Origin of the sequence: Mesorhizobium sangaii (genome assembly GCF_014207355.1) — a bacterium.
GTDB lineage: Bacteria > Pseudomonadota > Alphaproteobacteria > Rhizobiales > Rhizobiaceae > Mesorhizobium > Mesorhizobium sangaii.
Genome location: NZ_JACHEF010000007.1, coordinates 330,464 through 355,354 on the forward strand (window position 1 = coordinate 330,464; position 24,891 = coordinate 355,354).

A 24,891-nucleotide genomic window follows, 5' to 3' on the forward strand; every position below is an offset into this window, starting at 1 on the left:
AGCGAAATGCTGCCGTTTTCAACGGCCACATTCCTCTCATTCGTGCTGGCGTCGATGCTGATCGAACTGACGCCGGACCCCAACATGACTTATCTGGCACTGGTTTCGGCGAGCCACGGCCGCAGCGCGGGCTTCGCAACCGTGGCGGGCATCGCGTCGGGTCTGGCGGCCATTGGCGGCATAGCCGCCTTGGGCGTCGCCGAAGTGATTCAGGCGTCGCCCTTGCTCTACGAGGGTCTCCGCTGGGCAGGCATTCTGTTCCTGCTTTATCTTGCTTGGGAGGGTTGGACCGCTGGAACCGATGTGGTTTCGAACAATGGCAATCCGGGTGGGAAGTATTTCTGGCGCGGATTTGTCACCAATCTCCTAAATCCGAAGGCGGCGATCTTCTATGTCGCCGTGCTGCCGACCTTCGTCGAGGACGGACGGCCGATACTTGCGCAGACTCTCCTGCTTATCCTGACCTATGTGGCAATCGCGACAGCCATCCATGGACTGATCGTCGTGTTGGCGGGAGCGCTGCAGCCCTTCCTCAACGATCCACGGCTGGAACGAACCAGCCGGCGGCTGCTTTCGGCCTTGCTGGCGCTCGTTGCGTTCTGGTTTGCGTGGTCGACCGCGCGTTAGGCCGCTTCAGCCAAACATTTCGCACATGTCCCGCGAAATTCGATCACCGCCTTCTTGGCGGCGAAGCCTGTCGAGCGCACCCATTCGTCCAGCCGGTGGTCGACATCGTGATCGGACATTTCGATGACTTGCCCGCAGGTGTCGCAGATGGCGAAGGCGGTCATCGAATGGCTGTGGTCATGCGGCTCGGCGCAAGCGACGAAGGAGTTGATGCTTTCCAGTCGATGCACGAAGCCGGTCTTCACCAGCGTGTCGAGTGCCCGGTAGACCTGCAGCGGCGCGCGAAAACCGCGCTCGCGCAGTTGGTCGAGCAAGGTGTAGGCGCTGAGCGGCCCACTGGCGGCCTCGAGTTTCTCGAGCACGCACAGCTGGTTCTTCGTCAGCACGTCCCTTGCCGCCATGATCCTGTTTCCAACCTGTCTTGCGTCGCTCGCGCATCATTTCCGCGCTCAAACGATCCCAGTCCCATCAGATAGCGACGAACAGGCATTTTTGCTACTGTTTCCAATATCTCTGCGCCGGAAGGCTGTCGAGAACGCCTATCGTCGACCGGAACAGGGTAACAGGCGGGTTGCTCTGCGATGCTACATTCAAAATACTGACAAAATCTTCGGCAAGGATTGCCGCGCTTGGGAAATTCGATCGGGCTTGGGGAAGCAATCATGATCAAATTGACGCGGCGGACGCTGCTGGTCGGCACGTCCGCGCTGACGATGGCTGGCATGGTGTCGTTCAGGACCATCGCAGCATCGCGCACTTACCATGCGCTGCTGGTCGCCTGCACCGAATATCCGAACTTGCCGCAGAGGAACTGGCTGATCGGACCGAAGAACGATGCCGGCCTCGTCCACGAGTACCTGTTGAAGAACGTGCCCGATCCGGTGCGGTTCGCGCCCGAGAATGTCACGCTGCTGGCCAAGGACATCCCGGGCGCCAACGGCTTGCCGACCCATGCCGCGATCAAGGCCGCGCTGGTCGACCTCGCCGCCAAGGTGCAGCGCGACGATTTCGTCTATCTTCACCTGTCCGGCCACGGCGCCCAGCAGCCGGAGAGGGTCAAGGGCGACGAGACCGACGGTCTCGACGAGATTTTCCTGCCCGTCGACATCGACAAATGGATCAACCGTGATGCGGGCGTGCCGAATGCGCTGGTCGACGACGAGATCGGTGCCGCGCTCGACGCCATCCGCAACAAGGGCGCCTTCGTCTGGGTGGTGTTCGACTGCTGCCATTCAGGCACCGCGACCCGCGCAGTCGAGGTCGACGACGAAATGGAGCGCAAGGTCGAGTTCGCCGATTTGGTCGGAGGCAGCGAAGCCGAGCGGGCCGCTGCGATCAAGGCCTATGACGAGGTGACATCCGCCGCCGGCTCGCGCGGCGTCGACGACAACGGCACGCGCAAGCCGGCCTTCAACCTGACCCCAACCGGCGGCGAACCGATCACCAAGGGCAAGCTGGTCGCCTTCTATGCCGCGCAGACGGTGGAGACGACACCGGAGATGCCGCTGCCCAAGGGCACGACGGATGCTCCACGGTTCGGCCTGTTTACCTTCACCATCCTGTCGAAACTGGCCGAGAACCCAAACGTCACCTATCGACAGCTCGGCCAGGCCGTGCTGCAGCAATATGCGGCCGACAGCCGCACCCGCCCGACACCGCTGTTCGAGGGCGAACTCGACGCCCGTGTCTTCGGCACCGACAAGACCGACGCGGTCATGCAATGGCCTGTCGTCATCAAGGACGGCGAAGCGACGATCGGCGCCGGCCTGCTGCATCGCCTCACCCCCGGCAGCAAGCTCGCCATCCTGCCGTCGGCGCTGTCGCCGCTTTCCGACGCGGTCGGCTATCTCGAGGTGCAGTCTGCCAGGAACCTGGAGAGCCGGGTCAAGCCGGTCGAATTCGACAACAAGCCGGCGCTCAAGCTCGCTGACATCCCCGCCAATGCCTATGCGCGGGTGGCCGAGATCGCCGTCGACTACAAGCTCGTCGTGGCGCGGCCGGCGGCGACCAAGGGACTTGAGAAGGAAACCGCTTTGGTCAATTCGGTTCTCGACGAACTTGCCACGGCCAAGGAGACCGGCTTCAACATCGAACTGGTCGACCCCGGCAAGAGCGCCGAGCTTCGCTTTGCGGTGATGCGAGAGAATGCCATTGCCGGCGCTGCCAAGGACGCGACCGACAAGCCGGCGTTGTGGTTCCTGCCGGCCTCGGGCGACGTGACCTTGAAGGACGGCAGCAAGCCGCCGCTGATCATCATCCACATGGATGACGGGAAAAAGCTGGTCGAGGCCACGACCAGAAATCTCCGCACCATCTTCCGTGCGACCGGGCTTTCGCGGCTGGCGGCGGCTTCCGACTACAAGCCGGAGGACGTCGACGTCCAGTTCCAGGTCAAACGCCGTGACAAGGATGGCCTCGAACCGTTGCAGGCTTCGGTGGTGCCTCGCGTCTCACCGGGCGACGAAGTGCATGTGCTGGCAAGGAACGGCTCTGATCTGCTGGTCGACATCAATGTGCTCTATGTTGGCAGCGACTATTCGATCACCCACATCGTCGCCGAGCGCCTGGCGCCGCAAGCCACGCTCGAAGAGGGGCTGCTGGCCTTCACCGACACCAGCTTCGGCATGGAAAGGATGATCGCGGTTTTGACCGAGGCGCCGCCGGAAAGCGAGAAGGAGGATCTGAGCTTCCTGGCGCAGGACGGCGTTGCGTCCATGACACGCGGGCTTGGCCCCGCCAGCTTCTCCGACATGCTGACCGATATCGGCATGGCGCCGGCGACCCGCTCGGTGATGCGGCTTGCCGACAAGAGCGGCCCGAAGGGCGCGGTGATGATCTTCCCGATGGAGACGGTGCCACGCGCCTGACCGAATGCCAACACAAGGGCCGGACCGGCTCTTGCGCGATCGGCGCGATATGAGAACATTCCCGGCCGGCGCAATGGCGCATGACGGCCGGATGAAGCGGATAGGATCGATTGTGAAGAATTCGATGTTTTCCTGGCGTGGAGCGGTGGCCGGCGTTGCCGGCAGCCTGTTGCTGATCGCCAATGCTTCGGCGGACGAGGCCTGCGGCCTCTGTGCCAAGCAGATCGTCACCAATTCGGAACTGGCGACCTGTTTTCTCGATCAGTACGATCAGATCGCCAAAAGCGGCAACGGCGCGGTCGTGGTCGACCTAAGCGGCTGCGCCTCGCGCGGCGTCGTCGAAGCGCTACCGTCACCGAACAAGGGGCCGGCGGAGCCCGATGTGCAGTTCATGATTTCGCGCCTGCAGCTGCAATGCCTGAAAAAGAAGCTGGAGGCACCCGGCATCGTACTGGATCCCTCCGCCGTCATCGAACTGGACAGCTGCCAATGAAAAAACCGGCGGCCAACACCAGGCAAACGGCAGCTGCCGCCGCCCCCACGAAGGCGCCGGCCACGAAGCCGGCTTTGCCGGAAACCACCGAGGGTTTTCCCTGGCCGAGCAGCCACGAGATCAAGAAGGAAGCGAACCCGTTCACCGACCGCGACTGGCGCATGCTGATCTATGCCTGGTCGGGCCTGCTGGTGCGTCTGGCCATCATCTTCACGTTGATGTTCTCGATCTACCAGTTCCTGGCCAACCAGGAGCAGAAGCGCGTCGAGCAGACCATGTCGCTGGTTGAGCTCTGGGAAACCAAGGACTATCAGCAGGCGCAAAGGGCGCTGAAAGATCGTCTTGCGGCCCTCAACGCCAAATATGACAATCTGCTCAGCGCCAACCCCTCGCCAACCGAGGAGCAGGTGTTCCGGCAGCGGATCGGCATCGAGGCGATGACCGCCAGCGGTGGCGACATGCCGCTCGCCGATTTCAGCGAGAATTTCGACCGCATCGTCTATTTCCTCAACCGCCTGTCCTTCTGCATCGACGGCGACCTGTGTTCGCGCAGAGTGACCGACGCTTATTTTCGCGACTATGCCGTTTCGTTCTGGAGTTATTTTGCCGGCTATGTCGACAAGCAGCGCAAGGCGGGTTCACCCACTTTCGCCACGGCGATCGAGGCCTATGTGCGCAATGGGCAACCCGCGGCCGAAGTCAAATAGCGATGGGAGAAGCAGCTCGCCGCCTCATGCGTGCCTGCTGCTGGCTGGCCATGGCCGGTGCGCTTGTTGTCGCATCGGCAGCTCGCGCCGAAGAGGCGGCTGACTTCCACCTCGATCTCGACACCGGCGGTCACAGTGCGCAGATCACCGACCTCGCGTTCACCCCTGACGGCGAGAACATCGTCTCGGCATCGAACGACAAGACCATCCGCATCTGGGACTGGCAGAGCGGGGTGACGCTGCGCACCATTCGCGGCTATCTCGGCAATGGCAGCGACGGCAAGATCTTCGCGGTGGCGGTCTCGCCGGATGGCAAGACGATCGCGGCCGGCGGCTATTTCGGCGCCAGCCTCGGCGACAAGCCGCCCTATGGCGACATCCGGCTGTTCGACTTCGGCACCGGCAAGATGAAGGCGGTGCTCAAGGGCGGCGATTACGCAACCTACGACCTCGCCTTCTCTCCCGACGGCAAAACCCTGGCTGCCGGTGGCGCCGACGGTGTCGTCTATCTCTGGCGGCTGGACGACAGATCCGCGACCGGGTGGACGCTGGACAAGAAGCTCGATGCCGATTCCTGGCACATCGACAAGCTCGCCTTCGCTGCCGCGGGTGCCCGGCTGGCGGCGACCACCACCGACAACGGCATCCGGCTCTGGGACGTCGCGAAGGGCGAGGAGATCACCTTGCCGACCGAAGCCGAGCCGTTGCGGGATATCAGTGTCATGGCGCTGGCCGTGTCGCAGGATGGCAGCCTGTTGGCCACGGGCAACAAGGACGGGCAGGTCCAGCTCTGGCACGCAGCCGACGGCACGCTGCTGGGTGCCATGCCGAAGCAGGATTTCCTCATCGGCTCCCTGACCTTTGCCAAGGGGTCGCGGCTGGTCGCCTCCTGCAGCAATCGCTGCACCGACAAGCACCGCTCCATTGTCTGGAACATCGACACCGGCGAGAAGGTGCTCGACTATACCGGCCATGACGGCACGGTCTATGCCAGCACCGCCAATGCCGATGGTTCGCTGGTGGCGACCGCCGGCGGCACGCGCAACGCCATCCAGGTCTGGGACCCCGCGACCGGCGAGCGCAAGGCTTTGCTGCAGGGAGTGGGTGAGCCGGTGACCGCCGTCGGCATCGACGTGGCGAACGACGTCATCGCCTGGAGCAACACAAACCCCTGCCCGGGGCGCGTGTCCTGTCCAGAAGAACAAGGCGCACTGGACAACAGGCTTGTGCTGCCGACCACCGAGCGTTTCTTCGACGACCCGCAGCCCCTGACAGACCCGGGTTCGTTTGCCCGCGCCGCGTTGACAGACGGCCAGTGGTCGCTACGCGCCAGGGAGGGAGGCAAGGACGCGTTGGAAAACGCGGTGCTGGAGATAGCCAATGGCGGCAATGTGGTGCGCAGCATCGAGAACGATGCCACCAATGGCTTTGTCCATTCGGCCTTCACGCTGATCGACGATGGCCTTGGCCTGATTACCGGCGGCAATGACGGCACGCTGCTCGAATACAGGACCGCGACTGCGAGAGTGTCAGGCGAATTCACCGGCCATACCGGCGAAATCAACGCCATGGTCGCCTCGGAAAAAGCCAACCTGCTGGTCACCGGCAGTGCCGACCAGACGCTCAGGCTGTGGAACCTGAAGACACACGAACTGTTCGTGTCGATGTTCTTTGCCGGCTCGCAATGGATCGCCTGGATGCCGCAGGGCTACTATTATTCCTCCGACGAGGGCGACAAGCTGATCGGCTGGCAGGTCAACCAGGGCCGCGACCATGAAGGCCGCTTCATCCGCGCCGGCCAATTGAAGAAATATCTCTGGAGCCCGGAGATGGTTCGCCGCGCGATCATCCTGCGCAGCGCCAAACAGGCGGTCAAGGAGATGCGGCCAGGCGTCGACAACGAGCTGCAGAAGCTGCTGCAGCGCAAGCCACCGGAATTCGACATCCGCCTCGCCGCCGACCAGAGCAAGGTACGTGACGGTTATGTCGCCGTCGAGATATCAGGCGCCGGGCAAGCCGGGACCGATGTCGCCGACTTCTCGATCCTGTCGAACAGCCGCAATGTCGGCGACGTCACCGCCCGCTCGGTGGACGGCAACAACACCATCGTCGAGGTACCGGTCGAGAATGGCGAAAACACCATCCGCATCACCGGCACCAACGAATTCGGTTATCTGACCGAACGCAGCGTAACGGCGCTGGCAAGAAAGACCGAGAAGGCCGAAGCCAAGGGCAAGCTATATGTGGCGGTCATCGGCGTCGACAAATATCCGTTCCTGACCGATGCCTGTTCGGGCCACGCCTGCGACCTGCGCTACCCCGTCGATGATGCCACCGAATTCCTCAAGGTGATTTCGCAGAAATCGGCGCCGCTGTTCTCATCGATGGAGACGCTGGTTCTGGTCAACCGGGAAGCGCTCGACGAGGCCCCCGACAAGGCCAGGCAGACCTATTCGATCGCCAGCGCCGACGGCATAATGGAGCCCGACTCCGACACGATCGACGACCAGCTCGCCGATTTCCTCGACAGGCCGGGTGAACACGACACCACCATCATCTTCGTTGCCGGCCATGGCATCAACATCGACGAGGACTACTATTTCATCCCGACCGACGGCCGCAAACAGGATGCCGAACGCTGGAGGCGCTCCTCGCTTGTCGACTGGTCGGACATCCAGAAATCGGTCGAGCGGGCCAAGGGGATGCGCTTCATGCTGCTCGACACATGCCATGCCGCCAACGCCTTCAACCCGCGCCTGGAAAAGGACGCGCAGGATGCACGCATCGTCGTGTTTTCGGCCACCGCCGCCAACAACACCGCCGCCGAACTGCCCGAACTCGGCCACGGCGTCTTCACTTATTCGATCCTCGAAGGCCTGCGCGGCAAGGCCAGGACGTCGGACGGCGGCGTTACGCTGTTCGGCCTTGCCGACTACATTTCACGCGAGGTGGTGCGGCTGACATCGTCGAGGCAGAAGCCGTTCTACTATGTCGGCGGCGTGGAGAACATCGTGCTCGCCGAGCCATGAGGGGACCAAGTCTGCGCCAAGACACCCCCCTCTGTCCTGCCGGACATCTCCCCCTCAAGGGGGGAGATCGGCTGTTATCTTCGACTTCGGCAATCGTCGACGTTTCAAACGATGAGCCGGCGACCAAGAGATTAATCTCCCCCCACGAGGGGCAGATGTCCGGCAGGACAGAGGGGGGCCGTCTCGCGCGACTGTTTCCGGCAATCGCAGCAATGCTGTTCTGCCTCTTTACTCCAGCCTTTCACGCCGCCGCCGCGCCCATAATTTGCCCGCCCGGCGCCGAAAACTTCCCGCCCTTCTACGACGACGCCAAAGTGTTCAAAGATGCCATCGCAAAGGTCGCCGATGTCGAGCCATCGAACCAGCGGCTGACCGGCATCACCGTCCCGCATCATCTCCTGGCCGCCGACCTGGTGGCGCTGGGTTTCCGGGCGGCGTCCGGCTTCCGCTACAAGCGCATCGTCATCCTGTCGCCGGACCATTTCCACAAGACGCACAAACTGTACGCCACCACGCTGCGCGGCTTCGATACCGTGCTTGGCCCCGTCGCCGCCGACGTACAAGCGGTGCGCCAGCTCGAAACGCACGGCGACATGGTCGAGGAGTCCTGCCTGTTCGACAAGGAACATGGCGTGCGCGCCATGCTGCCGTTCCTGCACCATTACTTCCCGGAGGCGAAAATCGTGCCGGTGGCGATGTCGGTCAAGGCGCGGCGCGGCGACTGGGACAGGCTGGCCGAGGCTCTGAAGCCGATCGTCGACCAGGACACGCTAGTCGTCGAATCCACCGACTTCTCGCACTATCTGCCGCAGCACGAGGCACGGCGCTTCGACCAGCAGACGCTGAACATGCTGGCCGCCGGGTCGCTCGACGGCATCGCGGCGCTTCGCCAGCCCGATCATGCCGATTCCGTCGGGGCGCTCTACATCCAGACCAGGCTGCAGCGCGAACTGTTCGGCGCCCAGCCGCTGGTCGTCGCCAACGAGAACTCACAGGAACACACGCCGGACTATGTCGAGCGGACCACCAGTTATATCGTGGCCCTGTTCGGCGCCTTCGCCCCCGGCTTCAACAATCCGGCACGGCCGAAGGACAGGATCTACTATCTCGCCGGCGACGTGAATTTCGGCCGCGCCATGAAGAAGATACTGGTCCGCGACGGCGTTGCCGACCGGATCGTTGACAGCGTTTTGGCTCTCACCGGTTCACGGCCGCTGGTCGTCAACCTCGAAGGCGTCATCTTGCCCAACGTGCCGGAAGCGATCGACGACATGACGCTGGCGATGCCGCAAGACCTGGCTATCGACATGCTGAAGCGGCTGCATGTCGCCGGTGTCGGGCTCGCCAACAATCACGCCTATGATCTCGGCCTGTCAGGCTATGCCGAGACGCTGCGCGCGCTGGACGAGGCCGGCATCCCGCATTTCGGCCAGGGTGAAACGCTGGCGCTTGCCGATCTCGACCTTGTCGGCCTGACCGACATCGACACCAACGGCTCGAAGAACACCGATCTGCTGACGCCTGCCCTGCTTGACCGGCTGCTGCACGAAAATGCCGAGCGGCCGGTGGTCGCCTTCGTCCACTGGGGCCGCGAGTACAAGACAGAACCGTCGACGCGCGAGGACATGCTTGCCGACCAGATGCGGCTCCGTGGGATCTCGGCCATCGTCGGCGGCCATCCACATGTGTCGAGCGAGGCGATCGTTCCGCTTGCTGGCGGCGATGTGGCGGAGGTCTATTCGCTCGGCAATTTCCTATTCGACCAGAGCGCCGAGCGGTCGTCCGGATCGATGCTGGAACTGCGCGTCTTCGCCCAGGGTACGATCTTCACGAGGCTTTTGCCGCTGCCCAACTATTTCGAGATGGGCCGCAAATAGGCGCGCCAGGGTGTGTTGAGATTCAGGTCAGGCCGAGCTGGAGTCGAAGACGGGCGCGAAGCGACCAAAACCGTGGGTTCCGAGAACCGGAGTACCTGAGCACCGGAAGCGCAGGAAGCTGCCGTTTGCAGGCCGGCATCACCTGAATATCAATGCACCCTAACCGCAGCCGACCATGTCGCGAGGCAGATAACAGGCCGCCGGCTCGGTCTTGGTCTCGAACAGCGACTGCTTCGGCCGGAAATAAAAGAAGGTCACCGGCTTGCTCACGCGCACGCTGCCATCGGCAAAATGCGCGGCAATGCTGAAGCTGTGGATCGACGACATCGACGACCACATCTTCAACCGCGCCGTGTAGGCGCTGATCTTCTTGTTGCCGCGCACCGGCATGGCGATGGTGTAATCATGCTTGCCGATCGGGAATTCGATGTTCTGGTAGCGCATCGCTTCCGGCGTGCCACCGCCGCCATCGCCACATTCGGCCATCGCTTCCGGGGTCTCGAAAACCGCCATGGTGATAGAGGTGCGGAATGGCTCGCTCTGCTGGTAGACATGACCTTCGTCATCCGACCAGGAATAGTCGAACTTGCCGATCGCATTCAGCGTCATCGCCTGTTGCATGGTGCCAAGATAGTCGGCGACCTGGCCGAACTTGATCTTGTTGGTGAGCTGGCTGCGACAGACATTGAGACTGTCCACAGAAGGACAGGGAAACCGCCCCGTCTCCAGGCTGGCCGTGTCGACGCCAGCCTCAGCGAGCACGCTCTTGATCGACACGTCGACGCCCTCGCCGAAACTGCCGACGTCCTTGCTGAACATGTGGCTGGGATCACCGGTCGGATTGCCTTCATCGTCGACCATGGTGAACTGGATCGACATCTTCATGTCCTTGGGCTCGCCCCAGCCATTGTTGATGATCGAGAAATCCGGGCGGAAGCCGACACAGCCGAAATGCTCCGATATCGAGAGCATCGGCTTGCGATAGGCATCGCTGGCGGCGACCTTCATTTCCAGACTGTCGAGCTTGACCCTGGATTGGTCCGATGTCTTCAGGTCGACCTCGGCAAAGGCCGGCGCGTCCTCCCAGTTCATACCTTCATAGACATTGCTGGTGGTGACCTGGCCGGTGCCGTTCCAGCTGTCATTGTACTGGTCCGACAGCGGATAGATCGCGATATCCTCGTCGCGCACCAGGTGCTGGTACTGCATATCGGACTGCTGGGTCATGCGCTGGTCGACCGTGACGCCGATCTCGACCTTGTCGGCATCGCCGCCGCCGGTCTGCGCCTTGAGCAGCCCGCCGACCCTGGCATCGGCCAGCACGTCGGGGCGCGTTCCGCCGACCTCCTTGCCCATCGCCCATTGCGACTCGTAGATAGTGCCTCCGGCGAGCCGCGTGCGGCCCTTGCCGTTCTTCAATCCATTGACAAATGAGCCGGCAAATATCTCACCGGTCCTCAACAGCAGCCGCCCTTCACCATTCGGGCTGCCGGCGACGAACTGACCCTCATAGCGATTGCCGTCGGCGTCGACGTGAACGCCCTTGCCGTTGAGTTCCCCGGCAAGCCAATGCCCGTCGAAAACCTCGCCCGATCGCAGCTCGAGCCGGCCTTGCCCGTCGGGCCAGCCATTTCGGACATCACCGAAATAGCTGGAATAGATGGTTTTGGGATCATAGCTCGCCGAGCCGCGCACCCGCCACACCAGCCTGCCTTTGCCGTTGATAGTTCCGTCGTCGGCGATCGTCCGGTCGGGCGACTGGCCGGCCGCCGGCTCCCAGACGAAGTCGAGATTTTTCTCCGGATGGAAATCCCAAGCCCGGACCATCCTTCGCAGCACCGAGTGCGTGTCTGCCTGGTAGAGGATCTGCACCCGTTCCGCCCAGGCGCCGCCGGCAGGACCGGTCGCCGGATCGGCGAAGGCCGGCGATAGCATCAGCGCGGCCAGCATCGATGCGCCCGCGATCCCGAACACTGCCCTTGTCCGCGCCATCCCTTGAGCCCTTTTGGATGCCAACCCCTTGGCCCTCTAAGCGTAGTCGGCGAGCCGGCCTCGTGCAAGAGAAGCCGCATAGGAAGCATCGGCATGAAAAAGGGCGGCGGGATTGCCCCGCCGCCCTTTTTCTTCACAGTGATTACGCAGCGATTATTTATACAGGCTGTTGATCCACTGGACGTTGGCGGCGTTCAAGCGCACGGCGGTGTTCGCGTCTGGGCTTTCCGCCACGTTGACACCGGTGATGATGCGCTGCTTGGAGTTGTTGTCATAGGCATAGACCGAGCTGCCGCTCGACCCCGGGAACGTATCGCAGTCATACTGGAAATATTCCGGAGCGATGTTTTCAGCATGCACTTCGCAGTTCGCCTTCCACATCGTGCCCATCGGCTTGTCGCCGGGATAGCCGACGAGGTTGGCGGTGAAGTCGCCGAGATCGTCATAGTTGGCGTAGCCCAGCCAGCCGAGGTTGGTGCCGACATCCTGCTTCAGCGTGATGATGCCGAGATCCCACGGGATGACCGAACCATAATAGCCCTGGTAGTTGTCGATGAAGCCCTGCAGCACGTAGGCGCTCTCATAGGTGAAGGCGCCGAACGGTGCGTCGTCGGCTGTGCTGCCGTTGAGGCCCGGCACGAACAGGTACTCGGAGAGCCAGTCCTTGTCCTCATGGCTGTAGAGGCAGTGCGCCGCGGTAAGCACCGTGCGCGGGCCGATCAGCGTTGCCGAGCAGCTGCCATAGTTGCCCGTCTTTGGCGATTTGGCTTCGAGATAGCCGATTGCCGAGAACGGATAGGTCTTGGTGTGCTTGACCTGCTCACGGTCGTCAGTGCCGAAAACCTGACGGCCGGCTTCGCCTTCGCCAAGATCAGGATCTTCGGTCTTGCGCTTCGCCCCGTCTTTTCCATTGGCCGGCGCATTCAGTTCCTTGATGATAAGATCCCGCAACGCTTCGCTCGGCTCGATCTTGATCTCCTTGCCATCGGCGGAACGTCCGACGATGCCATAGGATTTGACAGCCGTTGCCTCGTCAGCAAGCGGCGCGGCGCGGCTGTCTTCGTCAGTCAGCTTCGGCGATGCGATTGGTTTTGCCCGCCCGGGCTTGTAGTCGCCTGACGTTACGTCCCGCATGCTTTCGCCATTACCGGCACTGGCGGAGCCAGGATCGGCGGCGAAAACCGGGACTGTCCACATTGCAGTGGAAAGCAATGCGGACGCAATGATAGCGTTTGTCAGTTTTGTCATGGTGAGACTCTCCCAAAAGTCAGCAAGGACTTGATCAAAATAGAGAAATATTGTCGAGATCGTGGTGAAGCCGAAAAATGAGTTTGGTTACCGGCACCTGAATCTGATCATCACCCCATGCGGTCTGTCGAAGGCCCCCGCCAAAGACACCCGCGCCGGTATACTGCCCAAATTAATACAACATTGGAATGACAAATCGCTTCCACGTAGCCCGTGGGGGGCTATAGGGTTTTGAACGGGTTCCGCGAGGGAACGCGATCCGCGAAGCGACGCCTGGCTTGCTGGCGACTGCTCGCGGATCATGCGCCGGGGCTGGCTCGTTCGGGAACGTGTCTCAGGAGGATTTCAGGTGCACATCATCCATCGGTTCAGGCCGATCGTCGCCGCGTCGGCGCTCGCCATCGCCTCGGCTCTTGCCAACGTCAGTGCCAGCCAGGCGGATGACACCGCCAGGCCCGAAGCGGCGGTCTCGCCGATGAAACGCGTTGCGGAGGCCAAGGCCAAGGCGGCGGCGGAAAATCCCGACAGCGCCGATCGCGTCTATGGCGGCAACCAGGCCGAAAAAGGCGCCTATCCGTTTCAGGTCGCGCTGCTCACCACCGACAGGCTGGACGAGAACCCGGCCTCACAAGCCAATGCACAATTCTGCGGCGGCAGCCTGATCGCGCCGCAATGGGTTCTGACGGCGGCCCACTGCCTCAACGACAAGGGTCAGCCGATTTCGCCCGACGCCGTTACCGTGCTGACCGGCGCCACCGATCTCAGCGAGGGCAAGCGCCACAAGGTGGTGGAGGTCATCGTCAACGAGGGCTACAGCGAGCAGACGCTCGACAACGACCTCGGCCTGCTGCGGCTCGCAGAGCCGGCCGATGCGCCGACCATCAAGGTCACCCATGAGGCCACACCCGATGCCGGCAAGACCACTGTCACCGGCTGGGGCAAGATGCAGGATGGCACCTTTCCGACCACGCTGATGGTTGCCGACCTCGACCTGCAGCCGAACACCGCCTGCAACAGCGGCATCAAGGCCATCTATGCCCATGATCTGAAGGCCGCACTTGGTGATCTGTCCCACCGTATGCGTTATTCGGAAAGAGGCATCGAAGCAGCCGCCAATGCGATTGCCGCCGACATGACCGACCCGCTGACCGGCAACATGATCTGCGCCGGCACCACCAGCGGCGTGCGCGATGCCTGCAACGGCGACAGCGGCGGTCCGCTGTTCATGACCGGCGCCGACGGCCCGATCCAAGTCGGTGTCGTCAGCTGGGGCGAAGGCCCGGCGGACGGGAGTGCGGCTTGCGGCCACAAGGACGCCTACGGCATTTACACACGGCTGGCCAACTACACCGGCTGGATCGAGACGAAAATGAAAACGCCGGCGCCGGCGCCGGCAAAGCCCAAGGCGGGGCTAGGCACCGCCCAGAAACCGGCCACGCCCTGAAGTGAAGGCAATTCGCTTTACATGAAAAACGGCGGGAAAGGGTCCCGCCGTTTTATTTTGCCGGCTTACCTGGCGGGTCTACTTTCTCGGAGGACCTTTGCGCTCGGCCGAAGCCGCCCACAAATTGATGTCGGACTCGCGCGCATAGCTATCGATCTCGGCGAGTTCGGCATCGCTGAAGTCGAGCACCTTGAGCGCGCCAACGCAGTCCTCGACCTGTTCCGGCCGGCTGGCACCGATCAGCGCCGAGGTCACCTTGCCCTTGCGCAGCACCCAGGCCAGCGCCATCTGCGCCAGTGTCTGGCCACGCTTGCCGGCGATGGCGTCGAGCGCCTTGATGTTCGCGATGGTCCTGTCGTTGATGAAGGCTGTCTTCAGCGACTTGCCCTGGGAGGCGCGGCTGCCTTCGGGAATGCCACCGAGATATTTGTCGGTCAGCATGCCTTGCGCCAGTGGCGAGAACACGATGGAGCCGACGCCTAGCCCTTCGAGCGTATCGAGCAAGCCGTCTTCCTCCACCCAGCGGTTGAGCATCGAATAGCTCGGCTGGTGGATGACGCAAGGCGTGCCAAGCTGCTTCAGTATGTCGGCGGCCTCACGCGTGCGCTGCGAATTGTAGGACGAGATGCCGGCATAGAGCGCCTTGCCCGAGCGCACGGCATGGTCGAGTGCGCCCATCGTTTCTTCCAGCGGCGTGTCGGGATCGAAGCGGTGCGAATAGAAGATGTCGACATAGTCGAGCCCCATCCGCTTCAGGCTCTGGTCGAGGCTGGCCAGCACGTATTTGCGCCCGCCCCATTCGCCGTAGGGACCGGCCCACATCTCGTAGCCGGCCTTAGTCGAAATGATCAGCTCGTCGCGATAACCGGCGAAGTCGGTGCGCAGGATTTCGCCGAAAGCGGTCTCGGCCGAGCCGGGCGGCGGACCGTAATTGTTGGCGAGGTCGAAATGCGTGATGCCAAGGTCGAAAGCCCTGCGCACGATCGCCTGCTTGGTCTTGTGCGGTGTGTCATTGCCGAAATTGTGCCACAGCCCCAGCGAGATCGCCGGCAGCTTCAGGCCGGAGCGACCACAGCGGTTGTAGATCATGTTCTCGTAGCGGTTTTCGGCGGGGATGTAGGGCATGGGAAAATCCTCAAATGGAAGCGAGCCAGTCGGCTGCCATCGCGACAACGCGACGAGTCGGCTCTGCCCCCCACCCTTTACCCTCTCCCTGCCGGAACGGGGAGAGGGTTGGGGTGCCTGGTCTACTTCTTCTTCGCCAACAGCGCCTTGGCTTCCTTGACGCCAAGTGCGGCCGGCCGTTCGCAGCTGGTTTGCATGGCGACGAACTTGCCGGTTTCGCCTGAGCGCAACAGCCCAGTCATCACGTCGACGGCATGCAGCGCCAGTTCCATCGAGCAGCGGTGCGGCCTGCCTTCCGCGATCGCCACCGCCATGTCGGCGAGGCCGGCGGTGCGGTAGTTGGCCATCATGCCTTGCGAATGCATCTCGTTGGGAACGCCGAACGGGTGCTTCCATTTCGGCAGCTTCTTGACCGGCTTGCTGTCTTCGGTGAAGCGCACGTCGCCGCCGAAGAAATTCGGATCCGGCACGAACACCGTGCCCGCCTCGCCATAGAGTTCCATCGGCGCGTGACCATGCGCCCAGACGTCCCAGCTGGTGTTCAGCGTCACCACGGCGCCGTTCTCGAACTCCAGCAGGCCGTGGATGGTCGTCGGCGTGTTGACCGGGATCTTTTCGCCCGCGCGCGGCTTTGAGCTGATGGTGCGTTCCTTGGCTGGCGTCGACGCGAAGGCCGCCACCTGCTTCACCGGTCCAATCAGCTGGATCAGATTGGTGATGTAGTACGGCCCGATATCAAGCACCGGTCCAGCACCCGGCTGGAAGAAGAAGTCCGGATTGGGGTGCCAGTGCTCCATGCCGTGGCCCATGACGTGGCAGGTGCCGCTGGTGATCTTGCCGAGCTTGCCGGTGTCGATCAGGTCGCGGACCAGCTGATGCGCGCCGCCGAGGAACGTGTCGGGCGCCGAACCGATGCGCAGGCCTTTCGCCTCGGCGCGTTTCTTCAGGTCGAGCCCTTCCTTGACTGACAGCACGAAGGGCTTTTCCGAATAGACGTGCTTGCCCGCATCCAGCACCTGCTTCGACACCTCGAAATGTACCGCCGGGATGGTCAGGTTGACGATGATGTCGATGTCGTCCGACTTGAGCAGGTCGTCGACCGTTTCGGCGCGCAGCTTGAACTCCTTTGCCCGCGCCTTCGCCGCTTCCATGTTGATGTCGGCGCAGGCACGCATCTCGATGCCACGAAACAGCGGCGCCAGCGAAAAATACGCCTTCGAAATGTTGCCGCAGCCGATGACGCCGATGCCAAGTTTCTTTGCCATGCTGATTGCTCCTAGTAGGTCTTGACGGCTGCGATCGAGCGGCGGGCGAAGCGCTCGATGTCGTTCGGGTTGTCCTGTTCCATGACGTAATATTGGGCGGCGCTCTTGGCGCGCAGCACCTTGATCAGGCCGGCCCAGTCGATCGTGCCATGGCCGACATCCGACCAGCCATCCTCGTCCAGTCCCTCACCGGGCTTGGCCAAATCCTTGACGTGGACGGCGCTGATGCGCTTGCCGTGCTTCTCGATCCACGCCAGCGGATCGTCGCCGCCGCGCACCACCCAGGCGACATCGATTTCCCAGCCGATGTCTGGCGCTGCCGCGAGGATAAGCTCCTGCGGCACCGAGCCGTCGGCAAGTTTCTTGAACTCGAAATCATGGTTGTGCCAGGCAAAGCCGTAGCCGGCCTTTTTCGCGGCGTCGCCAACCTTGGCCAAACGCTCGCCGAAACCGCGCCAGCCGGCGGCATCGGATGGGCGCTGGTCGGGCATCAGAAAAGGACAGATGAGCAGCGTGATGCCGAGCGCGTCGGCAATCTTGCGCACGCCGTCAAAATCGTTCTCGAGCGCGTCGATCGAGAAATGCCCGGTCGGCATGGCGAGCCCGTTCTTGTCGAGTTCGGCGCGAAAGGCCTTGGGATCATCATAGACGCCACCGAAGCCTTCCACCTGGGTATAGCCGAGCTTGCCGACCGTCGCGAGGACGCCTTCCCAGGGCTGGAAATTACGGGCGCTGTAAAGTTGGAATGACCAGTTCATCGTCTCTGTCCGTTCTGCTTGGAGGGGGTGGGCTTGGGAGCTACATGCGGTTGCCGGATTGGCTGTCGAACAGCGAGGCGCGGGCAGGATCAAAGCCGATCCGGATCGGCTCGCCATTGCGCAGCGTCTTTTCCGCCTCGACGCGGAAGGAAAAATTCTGGCCGCCGAGCTTGGTCCACACCAGCGTGTCGGAGCCCATCGGCTCGACGATCTCGACAGCGGCGTCGATGGCAAAGGGCATGGCATTTGCCGCCTCGCCAAGGGCGACATGCTCGGGTCGGATACCGAACACGCAAGGTCCGCTGCTGTTGCCAGCGGCGTCGAAAGCGTAGCGGTCGAGCGGTATGGATACAGTTCCGGTCTTGAAAGCCGCGGACGCGCCGGTCTCCGCTTGCCCTTCGATGAAGTTCATCGCGGGTGAGCCGAGGAAGCCGGCGACGAAGCGGTTGACCGGGCGGTTGTAGATGGTCTGCGGCGCATCGAGCTGCTGAATGACGCCACCCTTCATCACCGCGATGCGATCGGCCAGCGTCATCGCTTCGATCTGGTCGTGGGTGACATAGATCATGGTGTTCTGCAGCTTGCGATGCAGCAGCTTGATCTCGACGCGCAGTTCGGCACGCAGCTTGGCGTCGAGATTGGACAGCGGCTCGTCGAACAGGAACACGTCGACATCGCGCACCAGCGCCCGTCCGATCGCCACGCGCTGGCGCTGGCCGCCGGAAAGTGCTGCCGGTTTGCGTTGCAGCAGCGGCTCGATCTGCAGGATCTCGGCCGCCCGCGCGATCCGCTTGGCGATCTCGTCCTTCGGCGTGCCGGCGACACGCAACCCGAAGGACAGGTTCTTCTCCACCGTCATTTGCGGGTAGAGCGCATAGGACTGGAACACCATGCCAATGCCGCGGTCCTTGGGCTCTTCCCAGGTGACGTTCTTGCCCTTGATGAAGATGCTGCCTTCGGAGACATCAAGCAGGCCGGCAATGCAGTTGAGCAAGGTCGACTTGCCACAGCCCGAGGGCCCGAGCAGGACGATGAATTCGCCCTCGGCGACATCGAGATTGAGTGTCTGCAGGACGGTCACCACGCCGAAGCTCAGCGACAGGTCCTGGATCGAAACGCTGGTACCGTTCTGCGCCATATCCACTAGCCTTTCACCGCGCCAGCGGCGATGCCGCGCACGAACCATCGTCCGGAGATGAAGTAGATGAGCAGAGGCACCGCAGCCGTCAGAATGGTTGCCGCCATGTTGACATTGTACTCCCTCACGCCGGTGGTGGTGTTGACGATGTTGTTGAGCTGTACCGTCATTGGCCAGTTGGACCGTCCGGCAAACACGATGCCGAACAGGAAGTCGTTCCAGATGCCGGTAACTTGCAGGATGACGGCGACGACGGTGATCGGCACCGACATCGGCAGCATGATATAGAAAAAGATGCGCCAGAAACCCGCACCGTCGACACGCGCTGCCTTGAACAGCTCGACCGGAATTGCCGCGTAGAAATTGCGGAACAGCAGCGTCAGGATCGGCATTCCAAAGATGGTGTGCACGATGATGATGCCGGGGAGCGAGGCAAACAGCCCGACCGAGCTCAGTCCGATGATCAATGGATAGATCACGACCTGGTAGGGCACGAAGGCACCAAACACGAGCAACCCGAAGAGCAGATTGGCGCCCTTGTATGGCCAGAAGGTCAGTGCGTAACCGTTGATCGACGCGCAGATGATCGAGATGATCACGCTCGGCAGGGTGATCTTCACCGAATTGTAAAAGCCCGGGCTGAGGCCGTTGCAATCGCGTCCGGTGCAGGCATGGAGCCAGGCGTCGGCCCAGGGTTGAAAGGTCGGCTCGCCCGGAAGGTTGAAAAGATGTCCCAGCCTGATCTCCGGCATCCCCTTCAATGAGGTGACGATCATGATGTAGACCGGGATGAGGAAGAAGAGGGCCGCAACGACCAGGAAAGCATAGATGCCGATGCGGCCGGCCGATATCCGTCGCGGTTTCGGCCCGAAGGGCGCCACGCCAGCCTGATGCGGCGCTTCCTGGAGCGGTTGAATTGCGGTGATCTGTCCGGCGGTCATACGCCCGCCTCCTGCCGACGAGTTCGCCGCCATAGTAGAATTCCACTGAAAGCCAGCACGATCAGGACCGGCAGCAGCATCATCGTTGCCCCAGCCATGCCTTGGCCGACGTTCTGGCGAACTGTGATGAGCTGGATGACGTAGACTGCCGGCATGGACGTGGCGATGCCAGGCCCACCGCCGGTCATGGCAATGACCAGGTCGTAGACGCGCACCACGCCTACGCATTGCAGAACGAAGGCGGTGGCGAAGGCGCCCTTCATCATCGGCGCCACGATGGAAACGTGCGTGCGCCAGGTTGGGATGCCGTCGACCCTCGCGGCTTTCCAGATATCCTCGTCAATGCCGCGCAGGCCGGCAAGCAGGATCGCCATCGTCACGCCCGAACCCTGCCAGATGCCCGCCACGACCAGCGCGTACAGCGCGGTCTCGGCGCTGACCAGCGGGGCGAAGCTGAAGCTTGACCAGCCCCAGTTGCGGAGCGCCTCCTGCAGGCCGAGGTTGGGGTCGAGCGCCCATTGCCACACGAGTCCGGTGACGATCAGCGACATGGCGAAAGGATACAGGAAGATCGAGCGGAACAGGTCCTCCTGGCGGATGCGCTGGTCCATGAAGACGGCGAGCAGGTATCCGAACACCATGTTGCAGGTGATGGACATCAGGCCGAAGAACCAGATGTTGTTGACCGAGACGAGCCAGCGGTTGTCGGCCCAGAGGCGCCTGTACTGCGCCAGACCAACGAAATCGTAGGTAGGGAAGAGCTTCGAACTGGTGAAGGACCATAGCACCGAGAAGCCGATGCCGATCACGAACACGCCGAGGGCAACAAGAATCATCGGTATCGTCCCGATGACGGCGGGCAGGTGAAATCTGTGCCTCCAGCTCTTCCGCATCGTCCGTCTTTCTCCGCTTTAACCGACGCCTTAAGGGTCGTTTGCCGACGTGAAAGTCAGCATTGTCCGAACCACCGGGCTTCAGACCGCTGCAGCTTCCCGTCCTGCGATTGTCAGCCCGCTGCCGAGAAAAAGGGAGCTTCCTGTCGGGTCGGGACGCGACCGAGGCGCCGCTGTAAGGGCGGCGCCTCGGGGTATTGATCGGTTCCTAATCGGAATTGCCGATGATCGTGGCGAACTTCGCGGTGGCGTCGTCAGCCGTCATGGAGTCGTCCGCGAAGAATTGCGCGACGAGCTCATTGAGCTGCTGATTGGTGTTCTCGGTGATGAACCGGTTCGTCGCAGTGACGATGTTGGCCGGGTCTTCCACCGCCTTCAGCGACTTCTGCATGCACGGATCGGCCGTCGACATGTCGACATCGCCACGCACGGGCATGGAACCCTTGGCGTTGTTGAAGGCGACCTGAACCTCCGGGCTGATGAGCAGCGCCGCAAGACGCTTCTGCGCTGCTTCGACATCCGGATTGTTCTGCTTGAAGAACAGGATGATGTCGCCGTCGGTGCTGACCACCGGCTTGGCCTCGTTCAGGCCGATCATGCAGCCGAAATCCTTGACTCCGGTCATGCCGGCGGCCGCGAACTCGCCGCGCGCCCAGTCGCCCATCACCTGAAGTCCGGCCTTGCCGGTGATCACCAGGTTGGTGGTGTCGTTCCAGTTGCGGTTGGCGTAGCCGTTGTCGGTGAACTGCTTCAGGGCCCTCAATTGCGTGAAGACGCCTTTCATCTCGGGGCCGCCGGCAATTTCGGCGCTCTTAGTGGTATACATCTTGTCGCGCTGGGCGACACCGAGAGCCTCGGTAACCATGTCCTGGAAGAGCAGCTGAATCTGCCAGCCGTTTCCGTCGCCGCCGATGGCGAAGGGGATGAGGCCTGCCTCCTTGATCTTCGGCGCGGCCGCGAGGAAATCGGCCAGGTTCTTCGGCTCAGGCACACCCGCTTTCTCGAACACCGGCTTGGAGTACCAGGCCCAGTAATTCGAATGGATGTTGACCGGAACGCACCACCAATGGCCGTCAACGAGGCAGGCGCTGCCGATCGCCTTCGGGCGAATGACCTCATCCCACTTGCCGGCGGTCGCGACGTCCGTAAGGTCGAGCAGCTTCCCGCCCGAAATCAGTTCTTCGTACTGCCGACCGGGATTGAACTGAGCGGCACCGGGCGGATCGCCGCCGAGCACACGCTGCATGACGGTCGAACGGGCGGTTTCGCCGAGTGCGATGGCGCTGTCCACCCAGCGATCGCCGTGGCCGTCATTGTCAAAGGCTTTTGCGAACTGCGAGACCGCCGCCGACTCGCCTTTCGACGTCCACCAGTGAATCACTTCCAGGTCCGTCGCCGCGGCCGGACCGGCAAATTGCAGAGTAGCCGTCGCTGCCAGCGCAGCGGTCAAAAGTCTGTATCGCATTTCGGTTCCTCCCAGAATCTGAAACGTTACAGATTTTGGATACGGGAATTGCACGGACTGCGCAACCCCATGAACGAACCGAGCAGGACATTTTTTCGAGCCGCGAACAAATTCATATGAGCGATCGCTTTTATATGCGCCGCAACATGGATCGCTGCACCGCAAAACATCAAAATTGGCGCGAAAGTCGGAAAAAGGCGATGGCGAAGGCGATTTCTTCTGCAATCCCAATGGATTTCGCGAAAGAGCGGTCGGCCTCGCCGTTAGCGGCCGGCACCTCGACATTGGCAATCTGTAACGTTTCAGTATATTGACGCTTGCCGGGGCTGGAACGCACACCGTATCGCTATGGCGGCGATTGCCGACCGGGCCAGCGACTGCTATGCGCCTGACGGGCGGGACGAATGGACAGACGGCGTACGGAAAAGAACGCAGAGGCGTTGGCGCAGGGGCGGCCGACGTTGAAGACGCTTGCCTTCATGACCGGGCTTGGCGTCACCACCGTGTCGCGGGCCCTGAAGGACGCCCCGGAAATCGGCGCCGAAACCAGGCGCCGTGTCCAGCTCGTCGCCAAGCAGATCGGCTACCGGCCAAACCGGGCCGGCGTGCGCCTGCGCACCGGCAGGACCAATGTCATCAGCCTCGTGCTCAACACCGAGCGCGAGATCATGAGCTTCGTCTCGGACATTATCTACGGCGTTTCGGAGGTCATTGCCGACACACCCTACCATCTGATCGTCACGCCCTATTCGCGCTCGCAGGATCCGCTCGACCCCATACGCTATCTGGTCGAGACGGGCTCCGCCGACGGCGTCATCATCTCACGCACGCAGCCGAATGATCCACGGGCCCGCTACATGCTGGAGCACGGCATTCCCTTTGCCACGCATGGCCGCACCGATATGGGGCTGGTCCACCCCTATCATGATTTCGACAACTACGCTTTTGCGGTGGAAGCCGTGCGTCGTCTGGCCGGCATCGGCCGCCGCCGGCTCGCTTTGTTGTCGCCGCCCGTCGGGCTGAGCTACCACAGTCACACCGTCAACGGCTTTGCCGATGCGCTGAGCGAGGTTGGCGCCAGCGAAGTCCCCTTCAACACCGTTTCTATCGACCATACGATCGAGCAGATCAGAATGCGCACCGCGCAAGTGATGCGCCGCGAAGACCGGCCGGACGGCTTTGTCAGCAGCGCCGCCGCGGCGACACTGGCCATCGTGGCCGGCATCGAGGATGCCGGCCTCAAGCTTGGTCGTGACGTCGATGTCGTCTCCAAGCAATCGTCGGACCTGCTGCATCTGTTCCGCAGGGAATTGCTGGTCGTCAACGAGAACTTCCGGCTGGCGGGTTCCGAACTTGCCCGCTCCGTGCTCGGCTGGATCGGCGGCGCCGCGCCCGGCACGCTGCAGAGCCTGAGCGTGCCGAGCGAGGTGCTGGCCTATCGGCGTTCGGTGGATTAGCTATCTTCAGCCAGTTGCACCACTGCCCCACGGTCCGTGGAATGCACCCGGTCCGTCTATACGCTCGAAGCCATGCGCGCCAAAGAAGTCGCGCTGCGCCTGGATCAGGTTCGAGGTGCCGCGGCCCTGGCGGTAGCTGTCGAAATAGGCCAGCGCGGAAGACAGCGCCGGCACCGGCGAGCCTGCCTCCGATGCCCTCGCCACGATACGCCGCAGCGACGGATGCGCTTCCTGCATAAGGGCGACAAAGGCCGGGGCCATCAGAAGATTGGTCGATGCGCCGCCGGAACCGAACGCCTCGGCCATGGTGTCGAGCATCTGCGAACGGATGATGCAGCCGGCCCGCCAGATCCTGGCGATGGTCGGCATCGGGAGGTTCCAGTCGAATTCCTTGGAGGCTCCGCTCATCACCGCAAAGCCTTGCGCGTAGGCGGCGATCTTGCCGGCAAACAGCGCCAGTTCGAGATCTCCAAGCAATGCGTCCCTGTCACCGGAAATCTTCGTCACCCCGATATTGCCATAGGCTTTTTCCGCCGCCAGCCGCTCGTCCTTGATCGACGACAGCACGCGCGCCGCCACGGCCGCTTCGATCGCGGTCGCCGGAATGCCGAGCTGCTGCGCCTCGATGACAGACCATTTGCCGGTCCCCTTCTGGCCGGCGCGGTCGAGGATGATGTCGACCACCGGCTTGCCGGTCTTCGGGTCATCTGATGCCAGCACCTTGGCGGTGATCTCGATCAGGTAGGAATTGAGCCTGCCCTTGTTCCAGTTGGAAAACACCGTGCCGATATCCTTCGGCCCCATGCCGAGGCCATCGCGCAGGATGCCGTAGATTTCAGCGATCATCTGCATGTCGGCATATTCGATGCCGTTGTGGATGGTCTTGACGAAATGGCCGGCGCCGTCGGTGCCTAGCCACGCCGCGCAGGGCTCGTCGTTGAATTTGGCGGAGATCGCGGTCAGCACGTTCTCGACGCGTTTCCAGGAATCCTCGGTGCCGCCGACCATGATCGACGGCCCGTGGCGCGCGCCCTCCTCGCCGCCGGACACGCCCATGCCGATGAAAGTCAGCCCCGAGCCCGAAAGCTCGGAGAAGCGCCGCATCGTGTCGCGGAAATTGGCGTTGCCTGCATCGATGACGATGTCGTTGGCCGACAGGACGCGACGCAAGGCTTCGATCTGTTCGTCGACCGGCTTGCCGGCCAGCACCATGATGATGATCGGGCGTGGCGGCCGGATCGCGGCGGCAAGTTCCTCCAGGCTGTAGCAAGGCACCACCATGTCCTTCAGCGCACCGGCATTCTCGACGAAAGCGTCGGTGCGTGCCCTAGTGCGGTTGAAGACCGCGATGCGGTGCCCATGCTCGGCGATGTTGAGCGCCAGGTTGGAGCCCATCGTGCCAAGGCCGATCAGGCCGATTTCGGCTTTTTCCATCGTTTCTTCCCTGGTTTCGGATCTTGTTGGTTCGAGCTCGCGGTTTGCCGGGATGCCCATTCTTCGGCGAGATGATTGACGGGCCTTTCGGGCCGCGTCAACCGCCTCGCCGAATTGTGTTGCATCGATCA

General features: G+C 62.4%; 20 protein-coding genes. 8 read left to right on the forward strand and 12 right to left on the reverse strand.

Features of this window, described 5'->3' with window-relative positions:
- Positions 1 to 6 precede the first annotated feature (6 nt).
- Positions 7 to 627, forward strand: a complete 621-nt coding sequence (locus tag HNQ71_RS29250) for a LysE family translocator (protein ID WP_184877140.1) — start codon at positions 7 to 9, stop codon at positions 625 to 627.
- Here HNQ71_RS29250 and HNQ71_RS29255 read toward each other — a convergent pair.
- The gene (locus HNQ71_RS29255) at positions 624 to 1,028 is read right to left on the reverse strand and encodes a Fur family transcriptional regulator (protein ID WP_184876980.1); all 405 of its coding nucleotides are present in this window, start codon (positions 1,026 to 1,028) and stop codon (positions 624 to 626) included. The genes HNQ71_RS29250 and HNQ71_RS29255 overlap by 4 nt on opposite strands.
- A 261-nt stretch (positions 1,029 to 1,289) precedes the next feature.
- On the opposite strand from HNQ71_RS29255, the gene HNQ71_RS29260 reads away from it, so the two are divergent.
- The 5 genes from HNQ71_RS29260 (at position 1,290) to amrB (ending at position 9,600) form a co-directional block, all read left to right on the forward strand.
- A complete protein-coding gene (locus HNQ71_RS29260) occupies positions 1,290 to 3,494 on the forward strand; it encodes a caspase family protein (protein ID WP_184876982.1) in 2,205 nt (734 codons plus the stop codon).
- A 49-nt stretch (positions 3,495 to 3,543) separates the two neighbouring features.
- Positions 3,544 to 3,987 carry a hypothetical protein gene (locus tag HNQ71_RS29265; RefSeq protein ID WP_246462188.1) on the forward strand — a complete coding sequence of 148 codons (444 nt, stop codon included), beginning with the start codon at positions 3,544 to 3,546 and terminating at the stop codon, positions 3,985 to 3,987.
- Positions 3,984 to 4,694, forward strand: a complete 711-nt coding sequence (locus HNQ71_RS29270; protein WP_184876984.1) for a DUF4760 domain-containing protein — start codon at positions 3,984 to 3,986, stop codon at positions 4,692 to 4,694. The genes HNQ71_RS29265 and HNQ71_RS29270 overlap by 4 nt, the downstream gene beginning before the upstream one ends.
- Before the next feature lie 2 nt (positions 4,695 to 4,696).
- Positions 4,697 to 7,723, forward strand: a complete 3,027-nt coding sequence (locus HNQ71_RS29275) for a caspase family protein (protein WP_246462189.1) — start codon at positions 4,697 to 4,699, stop codon at positions 7,721 to 7,723.
- A gap of 155 nt (positions 7,724 to 7,878) precedes the next feature.
- The gene (amrB, locus tag HNQ71_RS29280) at positions 7,879 to 9,600 is read left to right on the forward strand and encodes an AmmeMemoRadiSam system protein B (protein ID WP_246462190.1); all 1,722 of its coding nucleotides are present in this window, start codon (positions 7,879 to 7,881) and stop codon (positions 9,598 to 9,600) included.
- Positions 9,601 to 9,759: 159 nt separating this feature from the next.
- Here amrB and HNQ71_RS29285 read toward each other — a convergent pair whose 3' ends face one another.
- Both HNQ71_RS29285 and HNQ71_RS29290 read right to left on the reverse strand, forming a co-directional pair.
- A complete protein-coding gene (locus HNQ71_RS29285) occupies positions 9,760 to 11,574 on the reverse strand; it encodes an MORN repeat-containing protein (protein ID WP_343068272.1) in 1,815 nt (604 codons plus the stop codon).
- 171 nt (positions 11,575 to 11,745) lie between these two features.
- Positions 11,746 to 12,840 (reverse strand): trypsin-like serine peptidase, encoded by a 1,095-nt coding sequence (locus HNQ71_RS29290; RefSeq protein ID WP_184876988.1) that lies wholly within the window; start codon positions 12,838 to 12,840, stop codon positions 11,746 to 11,748.
- A gap of 349 nt (positions 12,841 to 13,189) precedes the next feature.
- Here HNQ71_RS29290 and HNQ71_RS29295 point away from each other — a divergent pair, with 349 nt between their 5' ends.
- The gene (locus tag HNQ71_RS29295) at positions 13,190 to 14,284 is read left to right on the forward strand and encodes a trypsin-like serine protease (protein WP_184876990.1); all 1,095 of its coding nucleotides are present in this window, start codon (positions 13,190 to 13,192) and stop codon (positions 14,282 to 14,284) included.
- 78 nt (positions 14,285 to 14,362) lie between these two features.
- Here HNQ71_RS29295 and mgrA read toward each other — a convergent pair whose 3' ends face one another.
- The 8 genes from mgrA to HNQ71_RS29335 all read right to left on the reverse strand — a co-directional run bounded on the left by mgrA (position 14,363) and on the right by HNQ71_RS29335 (position 22,206).
- Positions 14,363 to 15,409 (reverse strand): L-glyceraldehyde 3-phosphate reductase, encoded by a 1,047-nt coding sequence (gene mgrA, locus HNQ71_RS29300; RefSeq protein ID WP_184876992.1) that lies wholly within the window; start codon positions 15,407 to 15,409, stop codon positions 14,363 to 14,365.
- Between the two features lie 122 nt (positions 15,410 to 15,531).
- A complete protein-coding gene (locus HNQ71_RS29305; protein WP_184876994.1) occupies positions 15,532 to 16,674 on the reverse strand; it encodes a Gfo/Idh/MocA family protein in 1,143 nt (380 codons plus the stop codon).
- Positions 16,675 to 16,685: 11 nt separating this feature from the next.
- Positions 16,686 to 17,432 carry a sugar phosphate isomerase/epimerase family protein gene (locus tag HNQ71_RS29310; protein WP_184876996.1) on the reverse strand — a complete coding sequence of 249 codons (747 nt, stop codon included), beginning with the start codon at positions 17,430 to 17,432 and terminating at the stop codon, positions 16,686 to 16,688.
- Positions 17,433 to 17,472: 40 nt separating this feature from the next.
- Positions 17,473 to 18,570, reverse strand: a complete 1,098-nt coding sequence (locus tag HNQ71_RS29315) for an ABC transporter ATP-binding protein (protein ID WP_184876998.1) — start codon at positions 18,568 to 18,570, stop codon at positions 17,473 to 17,475.
- 5 nt (positions 18,571 to 18,575) lie between these two features.
- Complete coding sequence (locus HNQ71_RS29320) at positions 18,576 to 19,511, reverse strand: carbohydrate ABC transporter permease (protein WP_210334079.1); 936 nt, start codon at positions 19,509 to 19,511, stop codon at positions 18,576 to 18,578.
- Positions 19,508 to 20,404 (reverse strand): carbohydrate ABC transporter permease, encoded by an 897-nt coding sequence (locus tag HNQ71_RS29325; RefSeq protein WP_184877000.1) that lies wholly within the window; start codon positions 20,402 to 20,404, stop codon positions 19,508 to 19,510. The genes HNQ71_RS29320 and HNQ71_RS29325 overlap by 4 nt, the downstream gene beginning before the upstream one ends.
- Before the next feature lie 208 nt (positions 20,405 to 20,612).
- Positions 20,613 to 21,869, reverse strand: coding sequence for an ABC transporter substrate-binding protein (locus HNQ71_RS29330; RefSeq protein WP_184877002.1), 1,257 nt, complete (start codon positions 21,867 to 21,869; stop codon positions 20,613 to 20,615).
- A 169-nt stretch (positions 21,870 to 22,038) separates the two neighbouring features.
- Entirely contained in the window at positions 22,039 to 22,206 is a 168-nt protein-coding gene (locus HNQ71_RS29335) for a hypothetical protein (protein WP_184877004.1), read from the reverse strand.
- 67 nt (positions 22,207 to 22,273) lie between these two features.
- Here HNQ71_RS29335 and HNQ71_RS29340 point away from each other — a divergent pair, with 67 nt between their 5' ends.
- On the forward strand, positions 22,274 to 23,326 hold the full coding sequence (locus HNQ71_RS29340) for a LacI family transcriptional regulator (RefSeq protein WP_184877006.1): 1,053 nt from the start codon (positions 22,274 to 22,276) through the stop codon (positions 23,324 to 23,326).
- Positions 23,327 to 23,332: 6 nt separating this feature from the next.
- On the opposite strand, the gene gndA is transcribed toward HNQ71_RS29340, so the two are convergent.
- Positions 23,333 to 24,760: an NADP-dependent phosphogluconate dehydrogenase gene (gndA, locus tag HNQ71_RS29345; protein ID WP_184877008.1), complete on the reverse strand. Its 1,428-nt coding sequence runs from the start codon at positions 24,758 to 24,760 to the stop codon at positions 23,333 to 23,335.
- Positions 24,761 to 24,891 lie beyond the last annotated feature (131 nt).